Source organism: Stenotrophomonas rhizophila, assembly GCF_007667275.1.
In the GTDB taxonomy this organism is placed as follows: domain Bacteria; phylum Pseudomonadota; class Gammaproteobacteria; order Xanthomonadales; family Xanthomonadaceae; genus Stenotrophomonas; species Stenotrophomonas maltophilia_AE.
In genome coordinates, this window is the sequence record NZ_VDQT01000003.1 from 151,241 (window position 1) to 171,098 (window position 19,858).

21 protein-coding genes are annotated in these 19,858 nt (G+C 68.4%); 16 read left to right on the top strand and 5 right to left on the bottom strand.

What is annotated here, in order from left to right:
* Positions 1-49 precede the first annotated feature (49 nt).
* Positions 50-397, top strand: a complete 348-nt coding sequence (locus FSZ13_RS11265; RefSeq protein ID WP_145479693.1) for a RidA family protein — start codon at positions 50-52, stop codon at positions 395-397.
* 46 nt (positions 398-443) lie between these two features.
* Here the strand turns inward: FSZ13_RS11265 and rnfB are convergent, their stop codons facing one another.
* From rnfB to gloA2, 5 genes are all read right to left on the bottom strand, one after another.
* The gene (rnfB, locus tag FSZ13_RS11270; RefSeq protein ID WP_145479695.1) at positions 444-863 is read right to left on the bottom strand and encodes an Rnf electron transport complex subunit RnfB; all 420 of its coding nucleotides are present in this window, start codon (positions 861-863) and stop codon (positions 444-446) included.
* A gap of 25 nt (positions 864-888) precedes the next feature.
* On the bottom strand, positions 889-1,479 hold the full coding sequence (locus FSZ13_RS11275) for an HAD family hydrolase (protein ID WP_145479697.1): 591 nt from the start codon (positions 1,477-1,479) through the stop codon (positions 889-891).
* A 24-nt stretch (positions 1,480-1,503) separates the two neighbouring features.
* A complete protein-coding gene (metG, locus tag FSZ13_RS11280) occupies positions 1,504-3,582 on the bottom strand; it encodes a methionine--tRNA ligase (protein WP_145479699.1) in 2,079 nt (692 codons plus the stop codon).
* Positions 3,583-3,641: 59 nt separating this feature from the next.
* A complete protein-coding gene (locus tag FSZ13_RS11285; RefSeq protein ID WP_145479701.1) occupies positions 3,642-4,091 on the bottom strand; it encodes a DUF2147 domain-containing protein in 450 nt (149 codons plus the stop codon).
* 110 nt (positions 4,092-4,201) lie between these two features.
* On the bottom strand, positions 4,202-4,594 hold the full coding sequence (gloA2, locus tag FSZ13_RS11290) for an SMU1112c/YaeR family gloxylase I-like metalloprotein (RefSeq protein WP_145479704.1): 393 nt from the start codon (positions 4,592-4,594) through the stop codon (positions 4,202-4,204).
* Between the two features lie 186 nt (positions 4,595-4,780).
* On the opposite strand from gloA2, the gene FSZ13_RS11295 reads away from it, so the two are divergent.
* The 15 genes from FSZ13_RS11295 (at position 4,781) to sctE (ending at position 19,824) form a co-directional block, all read left to right on the top strand.
* A complete protein-coding gene (locus FSZ13_RS11295) occupies positions 4,781-5,458 on the top strand; it encodes a helix-turn-helix domain-containing protein (RefSeq protein WP_186308908.1) in 678 nt (225 codons plus the stop codon).
* Positions 5,459-5,461: 3 nt separating this feature from the next.
* Positions 5,462-7,153 (top strand): type III secretion system outer membrane ring subunit SctC, encoded by a 1,692-nt coding sequence (sctC, locus tag FSZ13_RS11300; RefSeq protein WP_145479708.1) that lies wholly within the window; start codon positions 5,462-5,464, stop codon positions 7,151-7,153.
* A complete protein-coding gene (sctW, locus tag FSZ13_RS11305) occupies positions 7,131-8,261 on the top strand; it encodes a type III secretion system gatekeeper subunit SctW (RefSeq protein ID WP_186308909.1) in 1,131 nt (376 codons plus the stop codon). The genes sctC and sctW overlap by 23 nt, the downstream gene beginning before the upstream one ends.
* Positions 8,258-10,327, top strand: a complete 2,070-nt coding sequence (locus FSZ13_RS11310) for an EscV/YscV/HrcV family type III secretion system export apparatus protein (RefSeq protein ID WP_313955407.1) — start codon at positions 8,258-8,260, stop codon at positions 10,325-10,327. Before sctW ends, FSZ13_RS11310 begins: the two co-directional genes overlap by 4 nt.
* A complete protein-coding gene (locus FSZ13_RS11315) occupies positions 10,324-10,719 on the top strand; it encodes a hypothetical protein (protein WP_145479712.1) in 396 nt (131 codons plus the stop codon). The genes FSZ13_RS11310 and FSZ13_RS11315 overlap by 4 nt, the downstream gene beginning before the upstream one ends.
* 8 nt (positions 10,720-10,727) lie before the next feature.
* Positions 10,728-12,020, top strand: coding sequence for a FliI/YscN family ATPase (locus FSZ13_RS11320; protein ID WP_145479714.1), 1,293 nt, complete (start codon positions 10,728-10,730; stop codon positions 12,018-12,020).
* Positions 12,004-12,450 (top strand): hypothetical protein, encoded by a 447-nt coding sequence (locus tag FSZ13_RS11325; protein WP_145479716.1) that lies wholly within the window; start codon positions 12,004-12,006, stop codon positions 12,448-12,450. The genes FSZ13_RS11320 and FSZ13_RS11325 overlap by 17 nt, the downstream gene beginning before the upstream one ends.
* Positions 12,441-13,652: a hypothetical protein gene (locus tag FSZ13_RS11330; RefSeq protein WP_145479718.1), complete on the top strand. Its 1,212-nt coding sequence runs from the start codon at positions 12,441-12,443 to the stop codon at positions 13,650-13,652. Before FSZ13_RS11325 ends, FSZ13_RS11330 begins: the two co-directional genes overlap by 10 nt.
* Positions 13,649-14,605: a type III secretion system cytoplasmic ring protein SctQ gene (gene sctQ, locus FSZ13_RS11335; RefSeq protein WP_145479720.1), complete on the top strand. Its 957-nt coding sequence runs from the start codon at positions 13,649-13,651 to the stop codon at positions 14,603-14,605. The genes FSZ13_RS11330 and sctQ overlap by 4 nt, the downstream gene beginning before the upstream one ends.
* Positions 14,602-15,267, top strand: coding sequence for an EscR/YscR/HrcR family type III secretion system export apparatus protein (locus FSZ13_RS11340; protein WP_145479722.1), 666 nt, complete (start codon positions 14,602-14,604; stop codon positions 15,265-15,267). The genes sctQ and FSZ13_RS11340 overlap by 4 nt, the downstream gene beginning before the upstream one ends.
* A 2-nt stretch (positions 15,268-15,269) precedes the next feature.
* Positions 15,270-15,527, top strand: a complete 258-nt coding sequence (gene sctS, locus FSZ13_RS11345) for a type III secretion system export apparatus subunit SctS (RefSeq protein ID WP_145479724.1) — start codon at positions 15,270-15,272, stop codon at positions 15,525-15,527.
* Positions 15,528-15,531: 4 nt separating this feature from the next.
* Entirely contained in the window at positions 15,532-16,323 is a 792-nt protein-coding gene (sctT, locus tag FSZ13_RS11350; RefSeq protein ID WP_145479726.1) for a type III secretion system export apparatus subunit SctT, read from the top strand.
* A complete protein-coding gene (locus FSZ13_RS11355; RefSeq protein WP_145479728.1) occupies positions 16,320-17,393 on the top strand; it encodes an EscU/YscU/HrcU family type III secretion system export apparatus switch protein in 1,074 nt (357 codons plus the stop codon). Before sctT ends, FSZ13_RS11355 begins: the two co-directional genes overlap by 4 nt.
* 83 nt (positions 17,394-17,476) lie before the next feature.
* Positions 17,477-18,019: a SycD/LcrH family type III secretion system chaperone gene (locus tag FSZ13_RS11360; RefSeq protein WP_222116615.1), complete on the top strand. Its 543-nt coding sequence runs from the start codon at positions 17,477-17,479 to the stop codon at positions 18,017-18,019.
* Positions 18,016-19,824, top strand: a complete 1,809-nt coding sequence (sctE, locus tag FSZ13_RS11365) for a type III secretion system translocon subunit SctE (RefSeq protein ID WP_145479730.1) — start codon at positions 18,016-18,018, stop codon at positions 19,822-19,824. Before FSZ13_RS11360 ends, sctE begins: the two co-directional genes overlap by 4 nt.
* Positions 19,825-19,858 lie beyond the last annotated feature (34 nt).

The following is a 19,858-nucleotide window of genomic DNA, read 5'->3' on the forward strand; positions in this document are numbered from 1 at the left end:
TGGGTCGCATCGGTGACAATGGGCCCACCATCACAGAGGAGACCTCACCATGTTCGAACGCTATGACGTTGGTCCGCGCATGTCCGAGATGACCGTGCACAACAAGGTCGCCTACCTGTCCGGGCAGATCCCCGAAGACACCAGCGAAGACATCACCGGGCAGACCCGGCAGGTGCTGGCAGAGATCGACAGGCTGCTGGCACTGGTGGCCAGCGACAAGCAGCACGTGCTGCGCGCCGAGGTCTACCTGGCCGACATCGGCGACTTCGCCGGCATGAACGCAGCCTGGGACGAATGGGTGGTGGCGGGCATGACCCCGGCCCGCGCAACCGTGGAAGCCAAGCTGGCCGACCCCGCATGGAAGGTCGAGATCGTCATCACCGCAGCGTTGCCGTAAACGCCGACGCCACCGCGTAGAGCCACGCCCTGCGTGGCTGTACAGCTCAGGGCGCCCGAACCAGGTCGATGCAATCCACCGGGCACGGTGGAATGCACAGTTCGCAGCCGGTGCACAGATCGGCAATGACGGTGTGCATGTACTTGGCGCCGCCCACGATGGCATCCACGGGACAGGCCTGGATGCACTTGGTGCAGCCGATGCAGTCGGCCTCGATCACGAACGCCACCTGCGCCGGCTTGTGCTCGCCACGGCTGCGGTCGAACGGCGTCGCAGGCACGCCCAGCACGTTCGCCAACGCCCGCGCGCCGGCATCGCCGCCGGGCGGGCACCGCTCCACGCCCGCCTCGCCACGCGCCATCGCCTCGGCATACGGCCGGCATCCGTCGTAGCCGCATTGCCCGCACTGGGTCTGCGGCAGCAGCCGGTCGAGGCGTTCAACCAGGGAAAGTGGCGTGTCGTTCATGCGTGGCGTCGGCTGCGCGGTGGTTTCATTTCTGGGGTTTGCCCCGATACCAGCGCTCCTGGGCGAGGGCGAGCATCGAGCGGTCCTCGCGGCTGTCGCCGTAGGCATGGACGCGCACGTAGCGCGACAGGTCGTAGCGTGCGTGGATGCGTGCCGCCTTGTGCGGGGCGCAGTCGCCGTCGGCGTAGCGCCCGGTCAGGCGCCCATCGCGGCTTTCCAGCCGGTTGCAGATCAGCTCCAGCCCCAACGCGTCGCACCACGGGCGCAGGTACAGGTCCAGCGAGCCGGAGACCACCACCACCGTATGCCGCTGCTGCAGGTGCCAGCGTATCTGTTCCAGCATCTGCGGGCGGACTACCTCCGGCAGGACCTCGCGGGAAAAGCCGGCCGCCTGCGCGGCGATATCATCCGCATGGCGGTCGCGGAAGGTCAGCCGGGTCACCCGCGCCCGGATGCGCGCGGCGGAGATCAGCTTCAGGCGATAGGCCAGCAACCACGGGCCGACCTTCCACCACGCCTGCGCCAGCTGCTCGGGCGTGGCCACCCGGCGCAGGAAGCGCCCATACGTATCGCAGGTGGTGATGGTGTGGTCGAAGTCGATCAGGGCCAGTTCCATCGACACCCTCCCGGCAGGCCGATATCAACGAACCGGCATGCCCGGCTGCGCGCTGCTGTCGGCGTCCAGCAGCGCCAGCGCGCCGCCGTCGAAACCGGCCGACAGGATCATGCCCTCGCTCAGGCCGAAGCGCATCTTGCGCGGCGCCAGGTTGGCGATGAACACCACGTTGCGGCCCACCAGCGTGTCCGGCTCGCCATAGCTGGCACGGATACCGGAGAAGATCTGGCGCGTGCCCAGGTCGCCGGCATCCAGCTCGAAGCGCAGCAGCTTGTCCGAGCCCTCGACGAATTCGCAGGCCAGTACCTTGCCGATGCGCAGGTCCAGCTTGGCGAAATCATCGATGCCGATATACGTCGGGCCTTCCGTGGTCGCAGCGGGGGCGGCGGCCGGCGCGGCAGCAGGCGCCGCCGGCTTGATGGGCTTGGCCGGGGTCGCGGGTGCGGGGGCGGCGAGGGTGTCCTTGGAAGCGTCGGTCATGGCGTCAATCATTTTCGGGTCGATACGGGTGAACAGCGGGCTGTACACGGCGATGGTGTGGGCCAGCAGCGGCGAGGCGATGTCGGTCCAGCGCTGCACCGGCGCGGCCAGGAATGCTTCGGCCTGCGCGGCGGTGGCCGGCAGCACCGGCTTGAGCGCGGTGACCAGCACCCGGAACAGGTTCAGGCCCTGGGTACACACCGACTGCAGCTGCGCGTCGGCGCCTTCCTGCTTGGCGATCACCCACGGCTTCTGCTCGTCGATGTAGCGGTTGGCTTCGTCGGCCAGCGCCATGGTCAGGCGCAGTGCGGCGGCCGGATCATTGCGCTCGTACGCCTCGCGCACCGGCGCCAGCGCCGCCACGAAGCGGTCGTACTGCGCCGCATCCGGCAGCGCATCGGCCAGGCGGCCGTCGAAGCGCTTGCTGATGAAGCCTGCACAGCGACTGGCAAGGTTGACGAACTTGCCGACCAGGTCGGCGTTGACGCGGGCGATGAAGTCGCCCAGGTTCAGGTCCAGGTCGTCGACGCCGCCGGAGGACTTGGCCGCGAAGTAATAGCGCAGCGCTTCCGGTTCCAGCCCGGCGTCCAGGTAGGTGCGGGCCATGACGAAAGTGCCGCGCGACTTCGACATCTTGGCGCCGTCGACGGTCAGGTAGCCGTTGACGTGCAGGCGGGTCGGCGCGCGGTGGCCGGTGCCGTGCAGCACCGCCGGCCAGAACAGGCCGTGGAAGTTGACGATGTCCTTGCCGATGAAGTGGTGCAGCTCGGTGCTGGTACCGGCGCGCAGGTGCGCGTCGAAATCCTCACCGTTCTTCGCGCACAGCGCCTGGAAGCTGGAGAGGTAGCCGATCGGCGCATCCAGCCACACATAGAAGTACTTGCCCGGGTGGCCGGGAATCTGGAAGCCGAAGTAGGGCGCATCGCGGGAAATATCCCAGGCGCGCAGGCCACCGTCGGCATTGAGCCACTCGCCGAGCTTGGCCTTCACTCCGGGCAGGGCGACATCGCCGGCCAGCCATTCGCGCAGGAAGCTTTCGAAACGGCCCACTTCGAAGAAGAAGTGTTCCGAATCGCGGATTTCCGGCGTGGCGCCGGAGATGACCGAGCGCGGGTCCTTCAGGTCGGTGGGGGCGTAGGTGGCGCCACACACTTCGCAGTTGTCGCCGTACTGGTCCGGGGTGGCGCAGTTCGGGCAGATGCCCTTGATGTAGCGGTCGGGCAGGAACATGCCCTTGGCCGGGTCATAGAACTGGGCCACCGAGCGGCGCGTGATGTGGCCTTCCGCCTCGAGCTTGAGGTAGAACGCTTCGGTCAGGGCCTTGTTGCCGGCCGAGTTGGTCGAATCGTAATGGTCGAACGCAACCCCGAAGGCGGCGAAGTCGCGCTCGTGGCTGGCCTGGATGTTGGCGATGAACGTTTCCGGGGTCACGCCGGCTTTTTCCGCCGCCAGCATGATCGGGGTGCCGTGGGTGTCATCGGCGCACACGAACCAGGTCCTGCCACCGCTCATTCGCCGCGCGCGCACCCAGATGTCAGCCTGGATGTAGCCGACCAGATGGCCCAGGTGCAGCGGGCCGTTGGCGTAGGGCAGGGCGGTGGTGACGAGAGCGGTGCGGGTCATGAGCTGCACGGGTGCGGGGGGAACGCGGGATTATCGCATGCTCCCCCCACGCTTCGCGCTTACTCGCGGACCCAGGTCTGGGCGCGGCAGATGAACGCCACGCAGCCGGACATGTCCAGCTTCTTGCCGCCCGGCTGCAGCTCCAGCTTGGACTTGTAGGTCTTGCCGTTGGCCGGATCCAGCACGGTACCGCCGGACCAGTTGGTGGTGCTGCCCTTGTCCTGCTTCAGGTTCCACAGGATGGTCATGCCTTTCACCGGCTTGCCCTTGTTGGCGCCGCTGCAGTCGTCGCAGACCGGGTTCGGGCCCTTGTCCGAATGCAGCACTTCCACCACCTTGCCGCTCAGCGTGCCATTGGTGGCCTGGGTGATCTCGACGATCGACTTCACCTTGCCGGTCTTGTCGTCGATGGTCTTCCAGCGGCCCACCGCGCCGTCGGCGGCCGAAGCGGACAGGGCGGTCATCATCAGCGGCAGCGCCAGCAGCAGGGTCTTCAGGGTCTTGCGCATGTTTCCCCTCCCAGGGATGTACGTGGATGCCGGCGCCGGGCCGGGACAGCTGGACTGTATACCCATTCGCCCGGGTACGGAACGCTGCGATGCGGCAGCCGGCAACCCATTCAGCCCGCTTCGTACAGCTCCAGCGGCAGCCCGTCGGGGTCGGCGAAGAAGGTGAAGCGCTGCCCGGTGTACTCGTCGGTGCGGATCGGCTCGCAGGCCACCCCGGCCGCGGCCAGGCGCTCGATCATCGGCTCCAGCCGTGCCACCCGGAACGCCAGGTGGCGCAGTCCCTGCGCCTCGGGCCGGCTCGGACGGGGCGGCGGCGCCGGAAACGAGAACAGCTCGAGCTGTCCGCCGTCGGGCAGGGCCAGGTCCAGTTTCCAGGAGTCGCGTGCGGCGCGGTGATGTTCGGCCTTGACCGCCAGTCCCAGCACGCGGACGTAGAAATCGCGGGAGCGGTCGTAATCGGCACAGATCACAGCAACGTGGTGGATGCCGAGCAACGGTGTCATGGGATCGATTCCTGGTGGCGCCAAGGCGCGGCTGTCTGAGCGGGACCCATACAAATACCCCAAGTTGCGCCGGCTTTCTAATTTGTTGTAGAGCGCTCCCCCCACCCCCGTCTTCACCATGCAGCCCTTGTCGAGCCAGCGCAGGCACTGCACTGCGTCGATGTATGCATGAACGGGAGTGGTCGGATGCACGTGATCGTCAACGCAGCGCAGGACCCGGCCGACCTCACCGTGGGCGGGCAGGCGGTGCGCCTGCTGCCGGGTGACCGTCTGCTGCTTGCCGGGCTGCCGCTGCCGCGCGGCACCGGCCAGGACGCGGTCGCGGTCGCGGGCAGCGGCATGGCCCGGGCGCTCGCCCATTACGACCACGCCTGCGATGTGCAGCGTCCGGCCGGTGAGCCGGGGCCGCTGTGCTGGGCGGTGCCTGCGGCGCTGGAGGAACCGGACGTGGCGGCGGCCTGGCTGATCGGGCAGCTGGCGCGCGGTGCCGCGCAGGTCGAAGACAGTCCGCCGGCGCAGCTGCTGCGCCACCTGGCCCGCAGCGAAAGCTACGGCCTGATGCGCTTCCTGCTCGAGGAGGGCGGCGAAAACACCGTGGCCGCGCTGGCGCTGCGTTATGGCCTTTCCTCGGCCCAGTTCCATCGGCGCTGCCGCCAGGTGCTGGGCCGCCCGCTCAAACGCGAGCTGCGCATCCAGCGCGCCGCGCGGGCGCTGCTGGCCTACCCCGGGCGCGCGCGCTCGTTCACCTACCTGGCAGCCGATCACGGCTACGCGTCGCTGTCGCATTTCTGCACAGACGTGAAATCCCTGATCGGTTGTTCGCCTCTCTCCGTCTACCGGGCGGTCTCGACCCCCAACGAGTAATCCATGCGTTCCGTGCCGTTGTACCTGCTCCTGCTGTCGTTCACCCTTTCCGCCGCCGCCCAGACCCCACTGGAAGGCACCGCCATCACCGATCGCGCCGACCTGCCGCACGCATCCGGCTTCGTCTCGCGTGCCGACAGTGCCGACCACCTTCTCAATGCCATCGGCGTGCGCGCGCGCCAGGCGCTGGTGATCAGCCCCAAGGCGCAGAAGAAGAAGGTCACTGGCAGTTTCGACCTGGCCCGACCATTCGACGTCCTTGCCAAGGTCACCGCCGAGCTGGGCCTGGTCTGGTACAGCGACGGCACCTCCATCTACGTCTACGACGCCAGCGAACAGAAGAATGCGCTGGGACGGCTGCGCTCGACCTCGGTGGCCACCCTTTCGGACTTCCTGCGCAAGGCGCGGCTGGCCGACGCGCGCTATCCGGTGCGCGGCGGGGGTGCCGACGGCACCTTCTATGTGGCCGGTCCCCCGGTCTACGTGGACATCGTGCTCAATGCCGCGCGTTACCTCGACGACCTGTACGAGGGTGCCGACGCCAGCCCCCACCACGTGGAAGTGATCAAGCTGGAGCACAGCTTCGTGCACGGCCGCCGCTACGGCCTGCGCGGCCAGGAGCAGGCGCTGCCGGGCGTGGCCGACGTGCTGGCCGGCGTGTTGAAGCTGGGCGACTTCGGCGCCGTGGTGAAGCAGCCCGCGCTGCCGGTGGGCGCGGCCACCGTTACCGAAGAACTGCTGCCAGCCGCGGCAACCGCGCCACAGGCAACGCAGGTGGCCACGTCCGTGCCCAGCGGCCCGACCCCGGCGGTGGTGATGGCCTACGCGGAAACCAACAGCCTGATCGTGCGCGGCACGCTTGCCCAGATCGAACAGGTCAAGCGCCTGGTGGGTGAGCTGGACGTGCCGCGCAAGCAGATCGAACTGTCGTTGTGGATCATCGACATCAAGAAGACCGAACTCGACCGACTCGGCGTGAACTGGAGCGGCGGCATCAACATCGGCAACCGGCTGGCCATCGGCATCAACCAGTCGCCGTCGGTCAGCACGCTCGACGGCAGCCGCTTCCTCGCCTCCGTGCAGGCCATGGCCAGCAAGGGCGACGCGCACATCGTCTCGCGCCCGGTGCTGCTGACCCAGGAAAACATCCCGGCCTACTTCGACAGCAACCAGACCTTCTACGCGCAGCTCGTCGGCGACCGCGCGGTGTCGCTGGAACAGGTCACCTACGGCACCCTGGTCAGCGTGCACCCGCGTATTTCCAGCGGCAATGAAGTGGAAATACAGCTGAAGATCGAAGATGGCGCGGCCGATGGGACGCGCTCGGTAGCCTCGCTGCCGGTGGTCAACCGCACCCTGATCGACACCGTCGCGCGCGTGCCGCAGCAGCTCAGCCTGCTGGTGGGCGGCTACACCCGCAGCCAGTCCGAGCAGGGCTACAGCGGCATTCCCGGCCTGCGCCGCATCCCCGGCGTGGGCAAGCTGTTCGGGCAGGACAGCACCACGTCCGAAAGCCTGGTGCGCGTGTTCCTGATCCAGCCGCGGCTGCTCGCCGGCAGCGACCCCGTCGAGGGCCCCTACATGCCGGAGGTCTATGGGCCGGGCGTGGGCGAATCGGTACGCGATGCACTCCGTGGCCTGCATCCGCAGCTGTCTGCCGGGGAGGTCGCGGATGGCGACGCTGCCGGCCATTAACCGACCGCTGGTCGCGCCACTGCCGCTGACCCAGCGCCAGGTGAACAGCAATGGCGACCGCGACGACTCTGCCAGGGATGCGCTGGCGACCTCGGGCAGGTCGTCGCAGAAGAACGCACTGCACACCGCACTGTCGATGCAGGACGACCTCTCCGCGTTGATCGCATCGCTGCAGCGACGTCGTGACGGACAGCGCAGTGGCGGCACCGGCGAAGCCCAGGCGTGGATCGACCACGTCCTCGACGACGAGGTGCACAGCAAGATCACCGACCTGCGCGCGCTGCTCGACGGGCTGCGCAGCCCGGTGCAGCTGCTGGCCCTGCTGAAGCAGTTCTTCCCCGATCCCAGCGACATGCTGGCGGTACTGCGGGCGTTGCTGGCCGACGACGAACTGGAGGAACTGCGCGAACTGCTGCGCGCCTCGCTCGAACAGCTGCTCGCCGAACAGGCCGGACAGGGCACGGCAGCCGCGATGCGCGGCGGGGTGAACGTCGCAGTCAAGGCGCGGCTCGCCGCACGCGGCAGCCGCTTCTCGGCGCGCGCGCTGCGCCAGAGCTATCGGGATTTCATCGGCAACCACCATGACTGCGTGGGCGAATACGCCGGCTGGATCGCCACGTTCGGCTTCGAACGCCGCGCACAGGTGGTGGATTTCATGGAACAGGCGCTGGGCGCGGACATGTACTCGCTCGACCCCAGCGCCTCGCACCTCGAATTCGGGCGGCTGCTGCGACAGGTGCGCAACCTGGCCGTGCTGCGCTCGACCGACCAGCTGCTGGTCCAGGAGGCCACCCGCGACCGGCTGCTGGCGCGGCTGTCCACCACCGCCGAGGCGATGGTCGGCGGCCTGCTCGACGTCGTGCGCGGCCTGCAGGACTGGGCGGGCCTGTTCGCCGGACCGCTGGCCGAGGTGCGGGTGGCGCTGTCGGCGCCGGAACGCGCGCGCCTGGTGCAGGCGCTGCGGCGTGCGCTGGGTGGGCTGCCGGACGCGGTATGGAGCGATGAACACGCACGCGAACGTACCGCGGACGCGCTGGAGGAACTGGTGGTGGAAAGCATGAAACGCGAACGCCGGCTCTCCGGCCATGCCGGAGGAATGACCGTATGAGCAGCACGACCCCCACCGCGATGGCCGGCCTCGGCGCACGCGTGCGCGGCGTGATGCGACCGGAACTGGCGCTGGTGGTGCTGATGGCCGTGATCGTGGCCATGCTGATCATTCCGCTGCCGACCTTCCTGGTCGACCTGCTGATCGGCCTGAACATGGCGGTGGCCATCGTCATCTTCCTCAGCTCGTTCTACGTCGAACGCATCCTCAATTTCTCCACGTTCCCGTCGGTGCTGCTGTTCACCACGCTGATGCGGCTGGCGCTGTCGGTCAGCACCAGCCGGCTGATCCTGCTCGACGCCGACGCCGGCCACATCATCAGCGCATTCGGCGATTTCGTGGTCGGCGACAACCTGGTGGTCGGCGCGGTGATCTTCGCCATCATCACCCTGGTCCAGTTCATCGTCATCACCAAGGGCTCCGAGCGTATTGGTGAAGTGGTGGCGCGATTCTCACTGGACGGCATGCCCGGCAAGCAGATGAGCATCGACGCCGACCTGCGCGCCGAAGCGATCACGTCCGAGGAAGCGCAGCGGCGCCGCCGCGACGTGGAGCGCGAAAGCCAGCTGTACGGTTCCTACGACGGTGCCATGAAGTTCGTGAAGGGCGACGCCATCGCCGGCATCGTGATCGTGTTCGTCAACCTGTTCGGCGGCATCGCCGTGGGCATGCTGCAGCATGGCATGGCGTTCTCGCAGGCGCTCAACACCTTCACCCTGCTGACCATCGGCGACGGCCTGGTCGCACAGATCCCCGCGCTGCTGATCTGCATCAGCGCCGGCTTCATCGTGACCCGGGTCAGTGGCGAGAGCAACAACCTGGGCGCGAACATCCTGGGCGAACTGTTCAACAGCAACCTGGTGCTGGGCACAGGTGCGGCGCTGGTGCTGCTGCTGGGTTTCCTGCCGGGCTTCCCGCTGCCGGTGTTCGCCGGCCTGGCGGTGGGCCTGGCGGCCATGCTGTTCTGGCGGATGCGTCGTGCCGGGACGGCCGAGGGCGCGTCCGCAGTGCCTGGCGCAGGGCAGGGCACGGCTGCCGCGGCCGGCGCCCAGGGCGACAACGGCCCGGCCCGGCTGACCAGCGAAACGCTGCCGCTGATCCTGCTGATGCCGCCGCCGCTGCATGAGGCAGGCGTGGCCGGGCAGTGGGAAGAGCAGCTGCGCCACGATGCCTTCATCAACACCGGAATGCAGCTGGCACCGCTGGTGCTGCGCGGCCACGCGCCGGCGCGGGAGCACGAAGTAACGGTGCTGATCAACGAGATCCCGGCCGCCAGTGCGCACGTGGTGGGGGGGCATGTACGGGTCTGGGGGCGCCAGGACGAACTGGAAGCGCTGGACATGGGCCTGGTGGTGCCGCACGACGGTGGCAGCGCGCGCTGGGTGCTGACCGAAGCGCAGGACGACGTGCGCGCGCTGGGCTGCGACGTGTCCAGCGATTACGAAGAGCTGCGCCGGCTGGTGCATGGCGCGGTGCTGCGCAACGTGGGCGAGCTGTTCGGCATCCAGGAGGCCAAGCACGTGCTGGACGCGCTGGAAAAGCGTTTCCCCGAACTGGTCAAGGAAACCTACCGGCACATGCCGATCCAACGCGTGGCCGAAGTGCTGCAGCGCCTGCTGCGCGAAGACGTGTCGATCCGCAACATGAAAGTCGTGCTGGAAACCCTGGCGCAATGGGGCCAGCGCGAAAAGGACGTGATCCTGCTGGTGGAGCACGTCCGTGGCGCGCTGTCGCGCTACATCTCCGCGCGCTTCGCCCGCGACGGGCGCATCCCCGCGATCCTGGTTTCCAGCCAGGTCGAGGACAGGATCCGCGCCGGCATCCGCCAGAGCCAGGGCGCGGCCTACCTCAACCTCGAGCCGGCCGAATCCGGCGAGCTGATGGACCGTTTCGCCCTGCACGTGGGCGAAGTGAGCGCACATCGCCCCGATGTGGTGCTGATGGTGGCGCCGGACATCCGCCGGTTCGTCAAGCGCTTCATCGAAAACCGCCTCCCCGCGACCCCGGTGCTCTCGTTTGCCGAGATCTCCGACACGGTCACCCTTGATGTGATGAGAAGCATATGACCTCCCTGCTAGATACCCTCAATGCCGCCCTCCAGGAGCTGGGCTGCGACCCGTCCCGCTTCCAGTTCGACACCCATTCGTCCGTGGTGATGGGCTTTGCCGACGTGGGCGAGCTGCTTCTCGATCCGGTCGACGACATGGTCTACCTGTGGGGAAGGCTGGAGACCTCGCCGAGCGACCGCTTCAGCAACCGCGCCGACGAGCTGCTCGCCGCGTTGTCGTCGCCGGCCGCACATTTCGCCAACGGCTGCCTGTCGCTGCGACAGCTGGAAGAAGGCTGCCTGGTCGGCGGCGCGCTGCAGCCCGACTGCCGGCATGAGTCCAGCCTGCTCGCCGCCGCGATCGAGGGTTTCCACGCACGCGTGCTCGAACTGCAGGCCCTGCTGCGGTGACAGCCGCCATGCCCTGCTGGCGCCCCTGCGCCATGCCGCTGGCGATGCGCGCGGGCGAACTGCGCGTGCCGCTGGCGGACGTGGCCGTGGGCGAGCACTGCCACGTGCGCCGCTCGGCGTGCGACGACCGCGTACTGACCCACGGCGTGGTGACCCGCGTCGACCACGGCGTGGCCACGCTTGCACTCATCGGCGCACCGGTCCGGTTGGCGGCCGACGTGGTGGTGGCGTCGACCGGGCGACCGCTCCAGGTCGCGCTGGGCAACCACCTGCTGGGTTGCGTGCTGGATGGCTTCGGCGAGATCGTGGAACGGCTGCACGAAGGACAGGCACCCGAGGCGACCGCGACCGCCACGGCCGCGCCGGTGCAGGCCGCGCCGCTGGACTACCGCCAACGTCGCCCGATCCTGACCCCGTTTGCGACCGGCATCCGTGCGCTGGACGCGCTGCTCACCGTGGGCGAGGGCCAGCGCATGGGCATCTTCGCCGCCGCCGGGTGCGGCAAAACCACCTTGGTCGAGATGCTGCTGGCCAACGCGGACTGCGACGTACGCGTGGTGGCCCTGGTCGGTGAGCGCGGCCGTGAGGTCGCCTCGTTTGTCGACGCGATTCGCCACGGACCGACCGGGGCGCGCACCGTCGTCGTGCAGGCCACCTCCGATTCCTCGCCGGCGACCCGGGTCAACGCGGCGATGGTCGCCACCCGCGTCGCAGAGTACTTCCGCGACCAGGGCAGCCGCGTACTGCTGGTGATGGACTCGGCCACCCGCTACGCGCGCGCCCTGCGCGACGTCGCGCTTTCGGCCGGTGAGCCACCGGCGCGGCGTGGCTTTCCCGCGTCCGTGTTCGAGGCGCTGCCGCGGCTGGTGGAACGGCCCGGCAACGCGGCCGTCGGCAGCATCACCGCGTTCTACACCGTACTGCTGGAGGACGACGCCGATCCGGACCCGGTAGGCGAGGAAGTGAAATCGCTGCTGGACGGCCACGTGTACCTGAGTCCGCGGCTGGCACAACGCGGGCATTTCCCCGCCATCGACGTGCTGCGCAGCGCCAGCCGGCTGTACCCGCAGCTGGCCAGCGCCGCCCAGGCTGCCGCGGCCACCCGCGTGCGCGCGGTGATGGGGCGCCTGGATGACCTGCAGCTGCTGCGCGACATCGGCGAATACCGGCCCGGCGCGCAGCCGGAGCAGGACGACGCCGTGGCACGCGAACCGCGCCTGCTGGCATTCCTGCGCCAGGGGCTGCATGAACCGGTTGCGCTGGACGCGGCAGTGGAGGCGCTCGATGCGCTCGCACGCTGACCCGGCCCAGCTGGCCACGTTGCTGACCCATCGTGCGCAGCGCCTGCGCCGCGATGCGCGCGCGCAGGCCGACCAGGCCGCGCAGCGCGAAGCGGACGCCCGTGCGCTGCGCAGTGAGGCCGATGAGCGGCTGCAGCAGGCCCAGCTGGGCGAAGAACACGGACTGGACCGGCAGCGCCTGTTCGAACGCCTGCGTGGCGTCGCCATTGCGCGCGCGCATGTCCTGGAGTGCGCCCTGCGCGCAGACCAGCTGCAGGAAGAAGCGGCCGCTGCGCACGACGAAGAGCGGCAGTTGCGCCAGGACGCCGCGGTACACCACTCGCGCGCGCGTCGCCTGCAGGCGGTGGGCGCGCACATCGATCAGAAGCTCCGGCAGGCGCGACAGCGCCGCCAGGAGCGCCAGGTTCAAGAGGAACACGCATGTCGGTAACGATCCACGCCCCGCAGCCCCCCCACCTCGCCACGACACCGGTAGACGCGGTGCCATTGAGCGAACGCCTGCACACCCGCCTGCCACCGCTGCCCCAGCCTGTGCCGCCGCGCGACGATGTAGCACGGCCCGCGCCGGAGAAGGCGTCGGACGATCCCGCAGTGCCGGAGGATCCCGAGCAGGTCGAACAGCTGCAGCCGCCCGTTGCGCCGCGCGGGGACGCGCAGCTCGCCTTGCCCAACATCGCCATGCCGACGCCGGAACGCAAGGCGGGCAGCCCCGTCGATGCAGATGCAGCGACGCGCCCGGATCGCCGCGCGCCTTCCGCGAAGGCGCCGCGATCCGCCGTGGTCAGCCTGGTATCCGGCAAAACCAGGACAGAGGACACGATTAGCGGGGGAGGGAAGGTCGCATCCGCACTCGCGCCGGTCGCCACCGCCGTGACGGGGGCGGCCGCGCCCACAGCCGACCCGACCAACGTGACAACCCCCGCGCCGGTGAGCGCCGGCGAGGCAGACCACGGGGTCCTGCCCGGTGTCGCAGACCGCGCCAGCGCGTCGCCTGGACGGGCAGACGCTGGCGCAGGTAGTCCTGAGGCAAAAACCGAGGCACGCGTCCCGCATGCATCACCGACACCGGTCGCGGTTGAAGTGACGCCAGCGTCCACGCCGGCGCCCCTGCAACCGCGCGGGACTGCCGGCAGCGCAGGCGTGGGCGCGGAGGGTGCGCTGCCCACGTCGCCGCCATCGGCCATGGCGCGCGCGCGCCCGGTGGACGCAGCGGCCGCTGACACTACCTCGGCGCCTCCTGCCGTGGCTGCCGTTGCATCGCCCGTGGAGCAAAGCGCTGCGCCTGAAGGCCAGACTCGCGCCGATGCACGCCGCGACGAGGCGAACCTGGGCACGCGCCAGCACGTCCACGCGGCGCGCCAGGCCGAAGCACTGCAGACCGCCATGGCCCGCCGTACCTCGGCAGGCAGCGAGGTGCACGTGGCATTCAACAGCTGGGGCGCCGGGCATTCCGTCACCGCACGCCTGGAAGGCGGCCGCCTGCTGCACATGCAGCCGTCCACGGCGCGGGTGGGCAACGCACTCGCGTCGTCCGTCGCGCCGACCGGTACCGATCTGCTCATCGCGGTGGAAAGCAGCGACAGCGCTACCGATGAACGCCAGCGTCGCCATCGCGACCAGGACGCGTCATGAACGCGCCACGCTGGCCATTCCCCGTCCTCGGTGCGGACCGCGCCGCCATCGCGGCCACGTTGGCCGGCTGCGCGCGCGCCGGCCTGGCGCCGGCCTGGCAACCGCTGCCGACCCGGGGCGCGATGCTGCGCTTCCAGGTAACCGGCCGCAGCGGGGCGCTGCGCCTGACGCTGGCCGCAGAGCACTGGTGCCCGGCGATGCTGCCCGAACTGGCGGGCCTGGCCTGGTCCGAACTGGTCGACGCGCAGGCGCTGGCGTGCTGGCTGCCGGAGCAGCGTTTGCTGGACATTCCCGGCGCGCCCGACGCCGAGGTCCGCCTGTGCGAGGTCGTCCCGGTCAGCGCGCTCGCCCTGGGCGACGGTCCGCAGCCGTGCCTGCCGACCGCGCAGGGGCCCGCCTGGATCGAACAGATCGACGCCGCTCCCTCGTCGGCGCTTGCGCCGGTCACACGCGCACTGCGCCTGCCGGTGGAACTGGGCATCGCCCGCCTGCGGCTGCCGCTGCACCGCCTGCGCACCCTGGCACCCGGCGCGGTGGTGCTGCTCGACCAGCTGGCCCCGGTCGCACGCACCGCGCGCCGTCGCCTGTACGCCTTCGATTTCACCCTTGAGACCATTTCCGTGAACACACCCTTCGATTTCCTCGACGACGAAGACGCCACCGCCGACCTCGCCGTACCCGCCGCACCCGAGCCGGCTCCGTCCGGCACCGCCACCGCCACCGGCATCGACATCCGGCGCCTGCCGGTCACCGTGGACGTGGTGCTGTGCCAGCTGCAGCAGTCCATCGGCGAACTGGATGGCCTGCAGCCGGGCACCGTCTTCAACCTGCCGCATGACGCGTGGAAGCAGCTGCAGCTGCGCGTCAACGGCCAGGTCGTCGCCCGCGGCGAACTGGTCCAGGTTGGCGACCAGCTGGGCGTGCAACTGGCGCAGGCGCCCGTGCTGCCATGAACTTCGTCAACAACGACATCTCGCTGATCGCGGTCATGTCGATGGCGGCGCTGCTTCCGTTCCTGATCGCCGCCGGCACCTGCTACCTGAAGTTCTCCGTGGTGTTCGTGCTGCTGCGCAACGGCCTGGGCCTGCAGCAGGTGCCCTCCAACATGGTGCTCAACGCGCTCGCGCTGATGCTGGCGTTCTACGTGATGCAGCCCATCGTGCAGACCATGTACGACGCCTACCTGGCGTTGGACGCGCCGTTGAACTCGGTGGCCGCGGTGGTCACGTTCCTGGACAGCAGCCTGGATGGCTACAAGGTCTACCTGGCCACGTATTCCGATCCGGAGCTGCTGAAGTTCTTCGAACGTGCGCGCCACGTCGACACCGGGGTGCCGGTGCCGGACCTGGAGCCGCATGAGCGCTCGCTGTTCGCCTTGATGCCCACCTACGCGCTGAGCGAGCTCAAGGATGCGTTCCGCATCGGCTTCTACCTGTACCTGCCGTTCGTGGTGATCGACCTGGTGGTGTCCAGCGTGCTGCTGTCGTTGGGCATGATGATGATGAGCCCGGTGACCATCTCCGCGCCGATCAAGCTGATCCTGTTCGTGGCGATGGACGGCTGGAGCCTGCTCTCGCAGGGTCTGGTGCGCCAGTATCTCGACGTGCCGATCTAGCCATGGACGCGATCATGTTCATGGGCAACAAGAGCCTGCTGCTGATCCTGCTGCTGTCGGCCGCGCCGGTGGCGGTGGCCACCATCGTCGGCCTGGTCATCGGCCTGTTCCAGACCGTTACCCAGCTGCAGGAGCAGACCCTGCCGTACGGCGCCAAGCTGTTGGCAGTGATCGCCTGCCTGCTGGTGCTGATGGCGTGGATGTCCGCGCGCATGCTGGATTTCGCCCGGCTGGCCCTGCACACCGCACTGACCGGCTAGGCACGTGCAGCTTTCCGCGCTCGACGTCGAACTGGTCGCGCTGGCCCGCGACCATGGGGTCACCGCCCTGCTCGGCATGGCCCGCATCGGGGCCTGCCTGGCATGGATTCCGTACCTGTCGCCCGGCGTCATGCCAGCAAAGATGACCCGCACCGTGGTCACCATGATGGTATTGATCGGCCTGTGGCCGTCCACCGCCGGCGCCATCGTGCCGCCCGACATCGTCTCCACCGCAGGCGTGGTGCTGCGTGAAGTGTTGATCGGCAGCGCGATCGGGCTGGTGGTCGCCCTGCCGTTCCACATCTTCCACGGCATGGGCGCCATCGTCGACAACCAGCGCGGTGCCGGCATCGGCGCCATGCTGGACCCGGTCAGCGGCGTGGAGGCCACCGAGACCTCGAACCTGCTGCAGCTGATGAGCGTGGTGGTGTTCCTGGCCACCGACGGCATGATCGTGCTGCTGGAAGTGATCCAGGACAGCTACCTGCTCATTCCCATGGGCGGCGCCATGACCCTGGACCTGGCGCGCGTGCAGGACTTCGCCGGCGTCCTGCTGGCCGGCGCGGTGCGCATGGCTTTGCCGGTGCTGCTGCTGCTGTTCCTGGTCGAAGTGCTGCTCGGCGTGCTGTCGCGTTTCGCGCAGCAGATGAACCCGTTCTCGATCTCGCTGGCGGTCAAGTCCTACATCGCCTTCATTGCCCTGCTGTTCTACCTGATGCCCACGCTGGCCCAGCACGTGCCGCTGATCCGCGACAGCACCGACGCCCTGCAGATGCTGATGGCGGCACCGCAATGAAGACCGAAAAGCCCACCCCGCACCGCCTGCTGAAGGAGTCGAAGAAAGGCAAGAGCTACGTCAGCCGCGATCTCGCCGCCGCCGCCATGCTGGTGGCGGGGCTGATCGCACTGGCCACGATGACCTCCAGCCGTGCCCTGCAGGGCTTCTATCGCGGCATGGCCGAACGCGGCTTCACCCTGACCCCGGCCGAAGCCGCATGGCAGGCCGCCGTGGCATTCCTGTGGATTGCCGTGCCGGTGGGCGCGACCGCCATCGTCGCGGCGGTACTGGTGTCGCTGCTGCAGAGCCGGGGCGTCATCGCCGCCGAAGCGGTGCGCGTGGACCTGGCCCGGGTCAACCCCATTTCCGGCTTCAAGAACCTGTTCTCGCTCAAGACGGTCAAGAGCGTGATCACCGCCACCCTGTACCTGCTGGCCGGGCTGGTGTTCGTGGTCCTGGCCTGGAAGCTGTTCGCGCCCACCGTGTTCGCCCAGGTGCAGATGCCGGACAAGGCCGCCGGGGCGATCTGGCACAGCGTGGGTTGGCGCAGCACCGCGCTGCTGCTGGCGGTGCTGGCGCCGATCGTACTGGCGGCCGCGTTCATCGAATACCGGCTGTACATCCGCGAAATGCGCATGGAGAAGCACGAGGTCAAGCAGGAGCACAAGGACCACAACGGCAACCCGGAGATCAAGCAGCGCCGTCGCGAGATCGGCGAAGAGCTGTCGGCGCAGACCCAGTCGGACGTCGCCGGTTCCTCGATGATCCTGGCCAACCCCACGCACATCGCGGTCGGCATCTACATCCATCCCGACTACCCCGGCCTGCAGTTTGTGTCGCTGCGTGAGCGCGGCAACCGCGCGCGCAAGGTCATCGCCCTGGCCGAGCGGGTCGGCGTGCCGGTGGTGCGCGACATCCCGGTGGCGCGCGCGGTGTACGCGCGGGTACGCCGCTACCAGTTCGTTCCGGCCGAGCTGACCACACCCATCACCCGCATCCTGCTGTGGCTGAAGGACATCGAGCGCAACCACGCAGCGGACGCCACGCCCGATGCCGATGCGATCGACCCTGCAGCCACGCCTGAATGAGGGAATCCCGAAAGCCCCCCCTTTGCAACCCCGCCAAACTGTGCTTGTCCTGCAGCGCCGTTGGCCACAACCCGGTACCCACCATGACCCAAGCCCACGACGCCCACGACACCCCCACCGGTACTGACGCAGACCAGGCCGCGCTCGATGAAATGGCCCAGCTGCTGTTCGAAGGCGCGCAGACCGGCGCCGCGATCAAGGACCTGAAAGGGGTCAGTGACGACCTGCTGGAGAGCGTCTACGCCTATGCGCACCGTTTTTACACCGACGGTCGCCTCGACGAGGCCGAAACGTTCTTCCGCTTCCTGTACCTGTACGACTTCTACAACGGCGACTACGCGCTCGGCCTGGCCGCGGTGCTGCAGATGAAGAAGGAATACGCCAAGGCCATCGACATGTATGCGCTGGCCTACGCGCTGCTGAAAAACGACGAGCGTCCGATGCTGCATGTCGGTCAATGCCACCTCGCCATGGGCAAGCTCGGCATGGCCAAGGGCTGCTTCGAAACCGTGCAGCTGCGTTCCACCGACCCGGCCCTGCTCTCGCGGGCCCGGGTCTACCTGCAGGCGCTGGCCAACCAGGGCGACGCCCCTCCCGATACCACCGAGGAAACCGATTCCGCATGAACATCACCGCTTCCGCCGGCCTGACGCCGCTGGCTTTCACGTCCACGTCCGCGGGTCGCGCTGAAGCCGCCACGGCGGCCGCCGGCTTCGGCGCCGCATCGCTGCAGCGCATCCTGCACATCGACGCCGAGGTGCAGAAGCTGCTGGCGGACGCCGCCGGCGAGCGTCACGCGGCGACGACCGAGGCGGAAGCACCCCATGACAATGCGCCGGCACTGCGCCGGGCCGACCTGCCGCGCCTGCTGCGCGCTGCCCAGCAGCAGGCGGCCATCCGTGCGGTGCAGGCACCGATGACGCCGGAAGCGGCCATGACCTTCCTGGCCATGCAGCTCAGCGAGCTGATCACTACCGAGAACAGCCGCAGCCTGTCCTCGCAGCTGGAACTGGTAAAGCAGCGCCTGGCGCAGCGCGCCGCCACCGCCGCCGAACTGTCTGACGCCATCCGCCTCGCGCAGGAAGTGGTGGAAGCGGCCATGGCCGGCATGGAGTCTGCCGAGGGTGAGCTGCTTGCCGCGGCCGAGGCCCTGAAGCAGGCCGAAGCCGAGGTGAAGCGGTTGGAGCAGGCTCTGGCGGAAGCCGCGCCGGAGGACCAGGACAGCATCCGCGCCGAGCTCGAGGCCGCCAAGGGCAAAGCCGCGGAAGCACAGTTGAAGATGGATGCGGGCATTGAAGAGCTCGTCAAGGCGTCTGCTGCGTTGAACCAGGCCCTCACCGATCTGGAAGACTTCAAGAGCCAGGCCGACAAGCTGGACCCGAATGGCAGCGTCAGTGCGCGCGGTGACGACAAGGCGCGCACCAACGCGGCACTGCTCGGCGAACTGCTGGCCGTGCTGCAGGAAATCATCGGCAAGGCCAACGACGCCAAGCTGGAAGCCGAAACGAAGCTCATCCAGGAAGTGCTGCGCCTGCGCGAGGCCGAGAACATGCGCCGCTCGCAGGAGTACCAGGAACAGGTGGCCAAGGCCGAAGCAGCGCAGAAGAAGATGGGCTGCATCGGCAAGATCATCGGCTGGGTGGTGACCGTGGTGGCCGTGGTGGCTGCACCGTTCACCGGCGGCGCCAGCATGGTGCTGGCCGGCGTGGGTCTTGCCCTGGCAATCGGCGAAGAGCTCGGCCTGAACGTGATGGGCAAGATCATGGAACCCATCATGAAACTGGTGATGGAGCTGGTGAAGGTGGTTGGCAATGTCATCGGCGACGTTCTCACCCAGCTCGGTCTGCCGAAGGATATCGTCGACAAGATCAAGGACGTGCTCGGTGTCATCGCCGTCGCCGCCATGATCATCGCCGCCGTGGTACTGACCAAGCGCGTAGCCGGCACCGCCGCCGTGCAGCAGTTGGCCCAGGCGGTCACCCGGGCAGTTTCCGCGGCCATCAGCAAGGCGCTGCCGCAGATGATCAAGGCAGCCGCGCGTGCGGTGGGCCAGACCGTGGACGATGTTGCCAAAGCGATCAGCAAGACGACCGCCAAGGTCATCGGCAGCGACTCCGACACGCTGGTGGTGCGAACCGGGCAGGCCCTCAAGGCGTCGCACGTGCTTCAGTTCGCCAACCAGACCAGTCAGGGCGTCGTCAACGTCATGATCGCCGACATGTACGTGAAGGCTGCCAAGGTGATGAAGGAACTGGAAACCGGACTGGTCGACAGCAAGATCTTCCGTGACCTCATCCAGAAGATCCTCGAGTACTTCATGCAGACCAACAACCTGGTCGCCGATCTCTTCAGGGAAATGACCAACGTGCAGGAATCACAGCACGACGCCGCACGCTTCGTCACCTCCCGCATCGGTAGTGCGGCCGCCTGAGCCGCGCTCCGAACAGCATACCCCTTCAAGGACT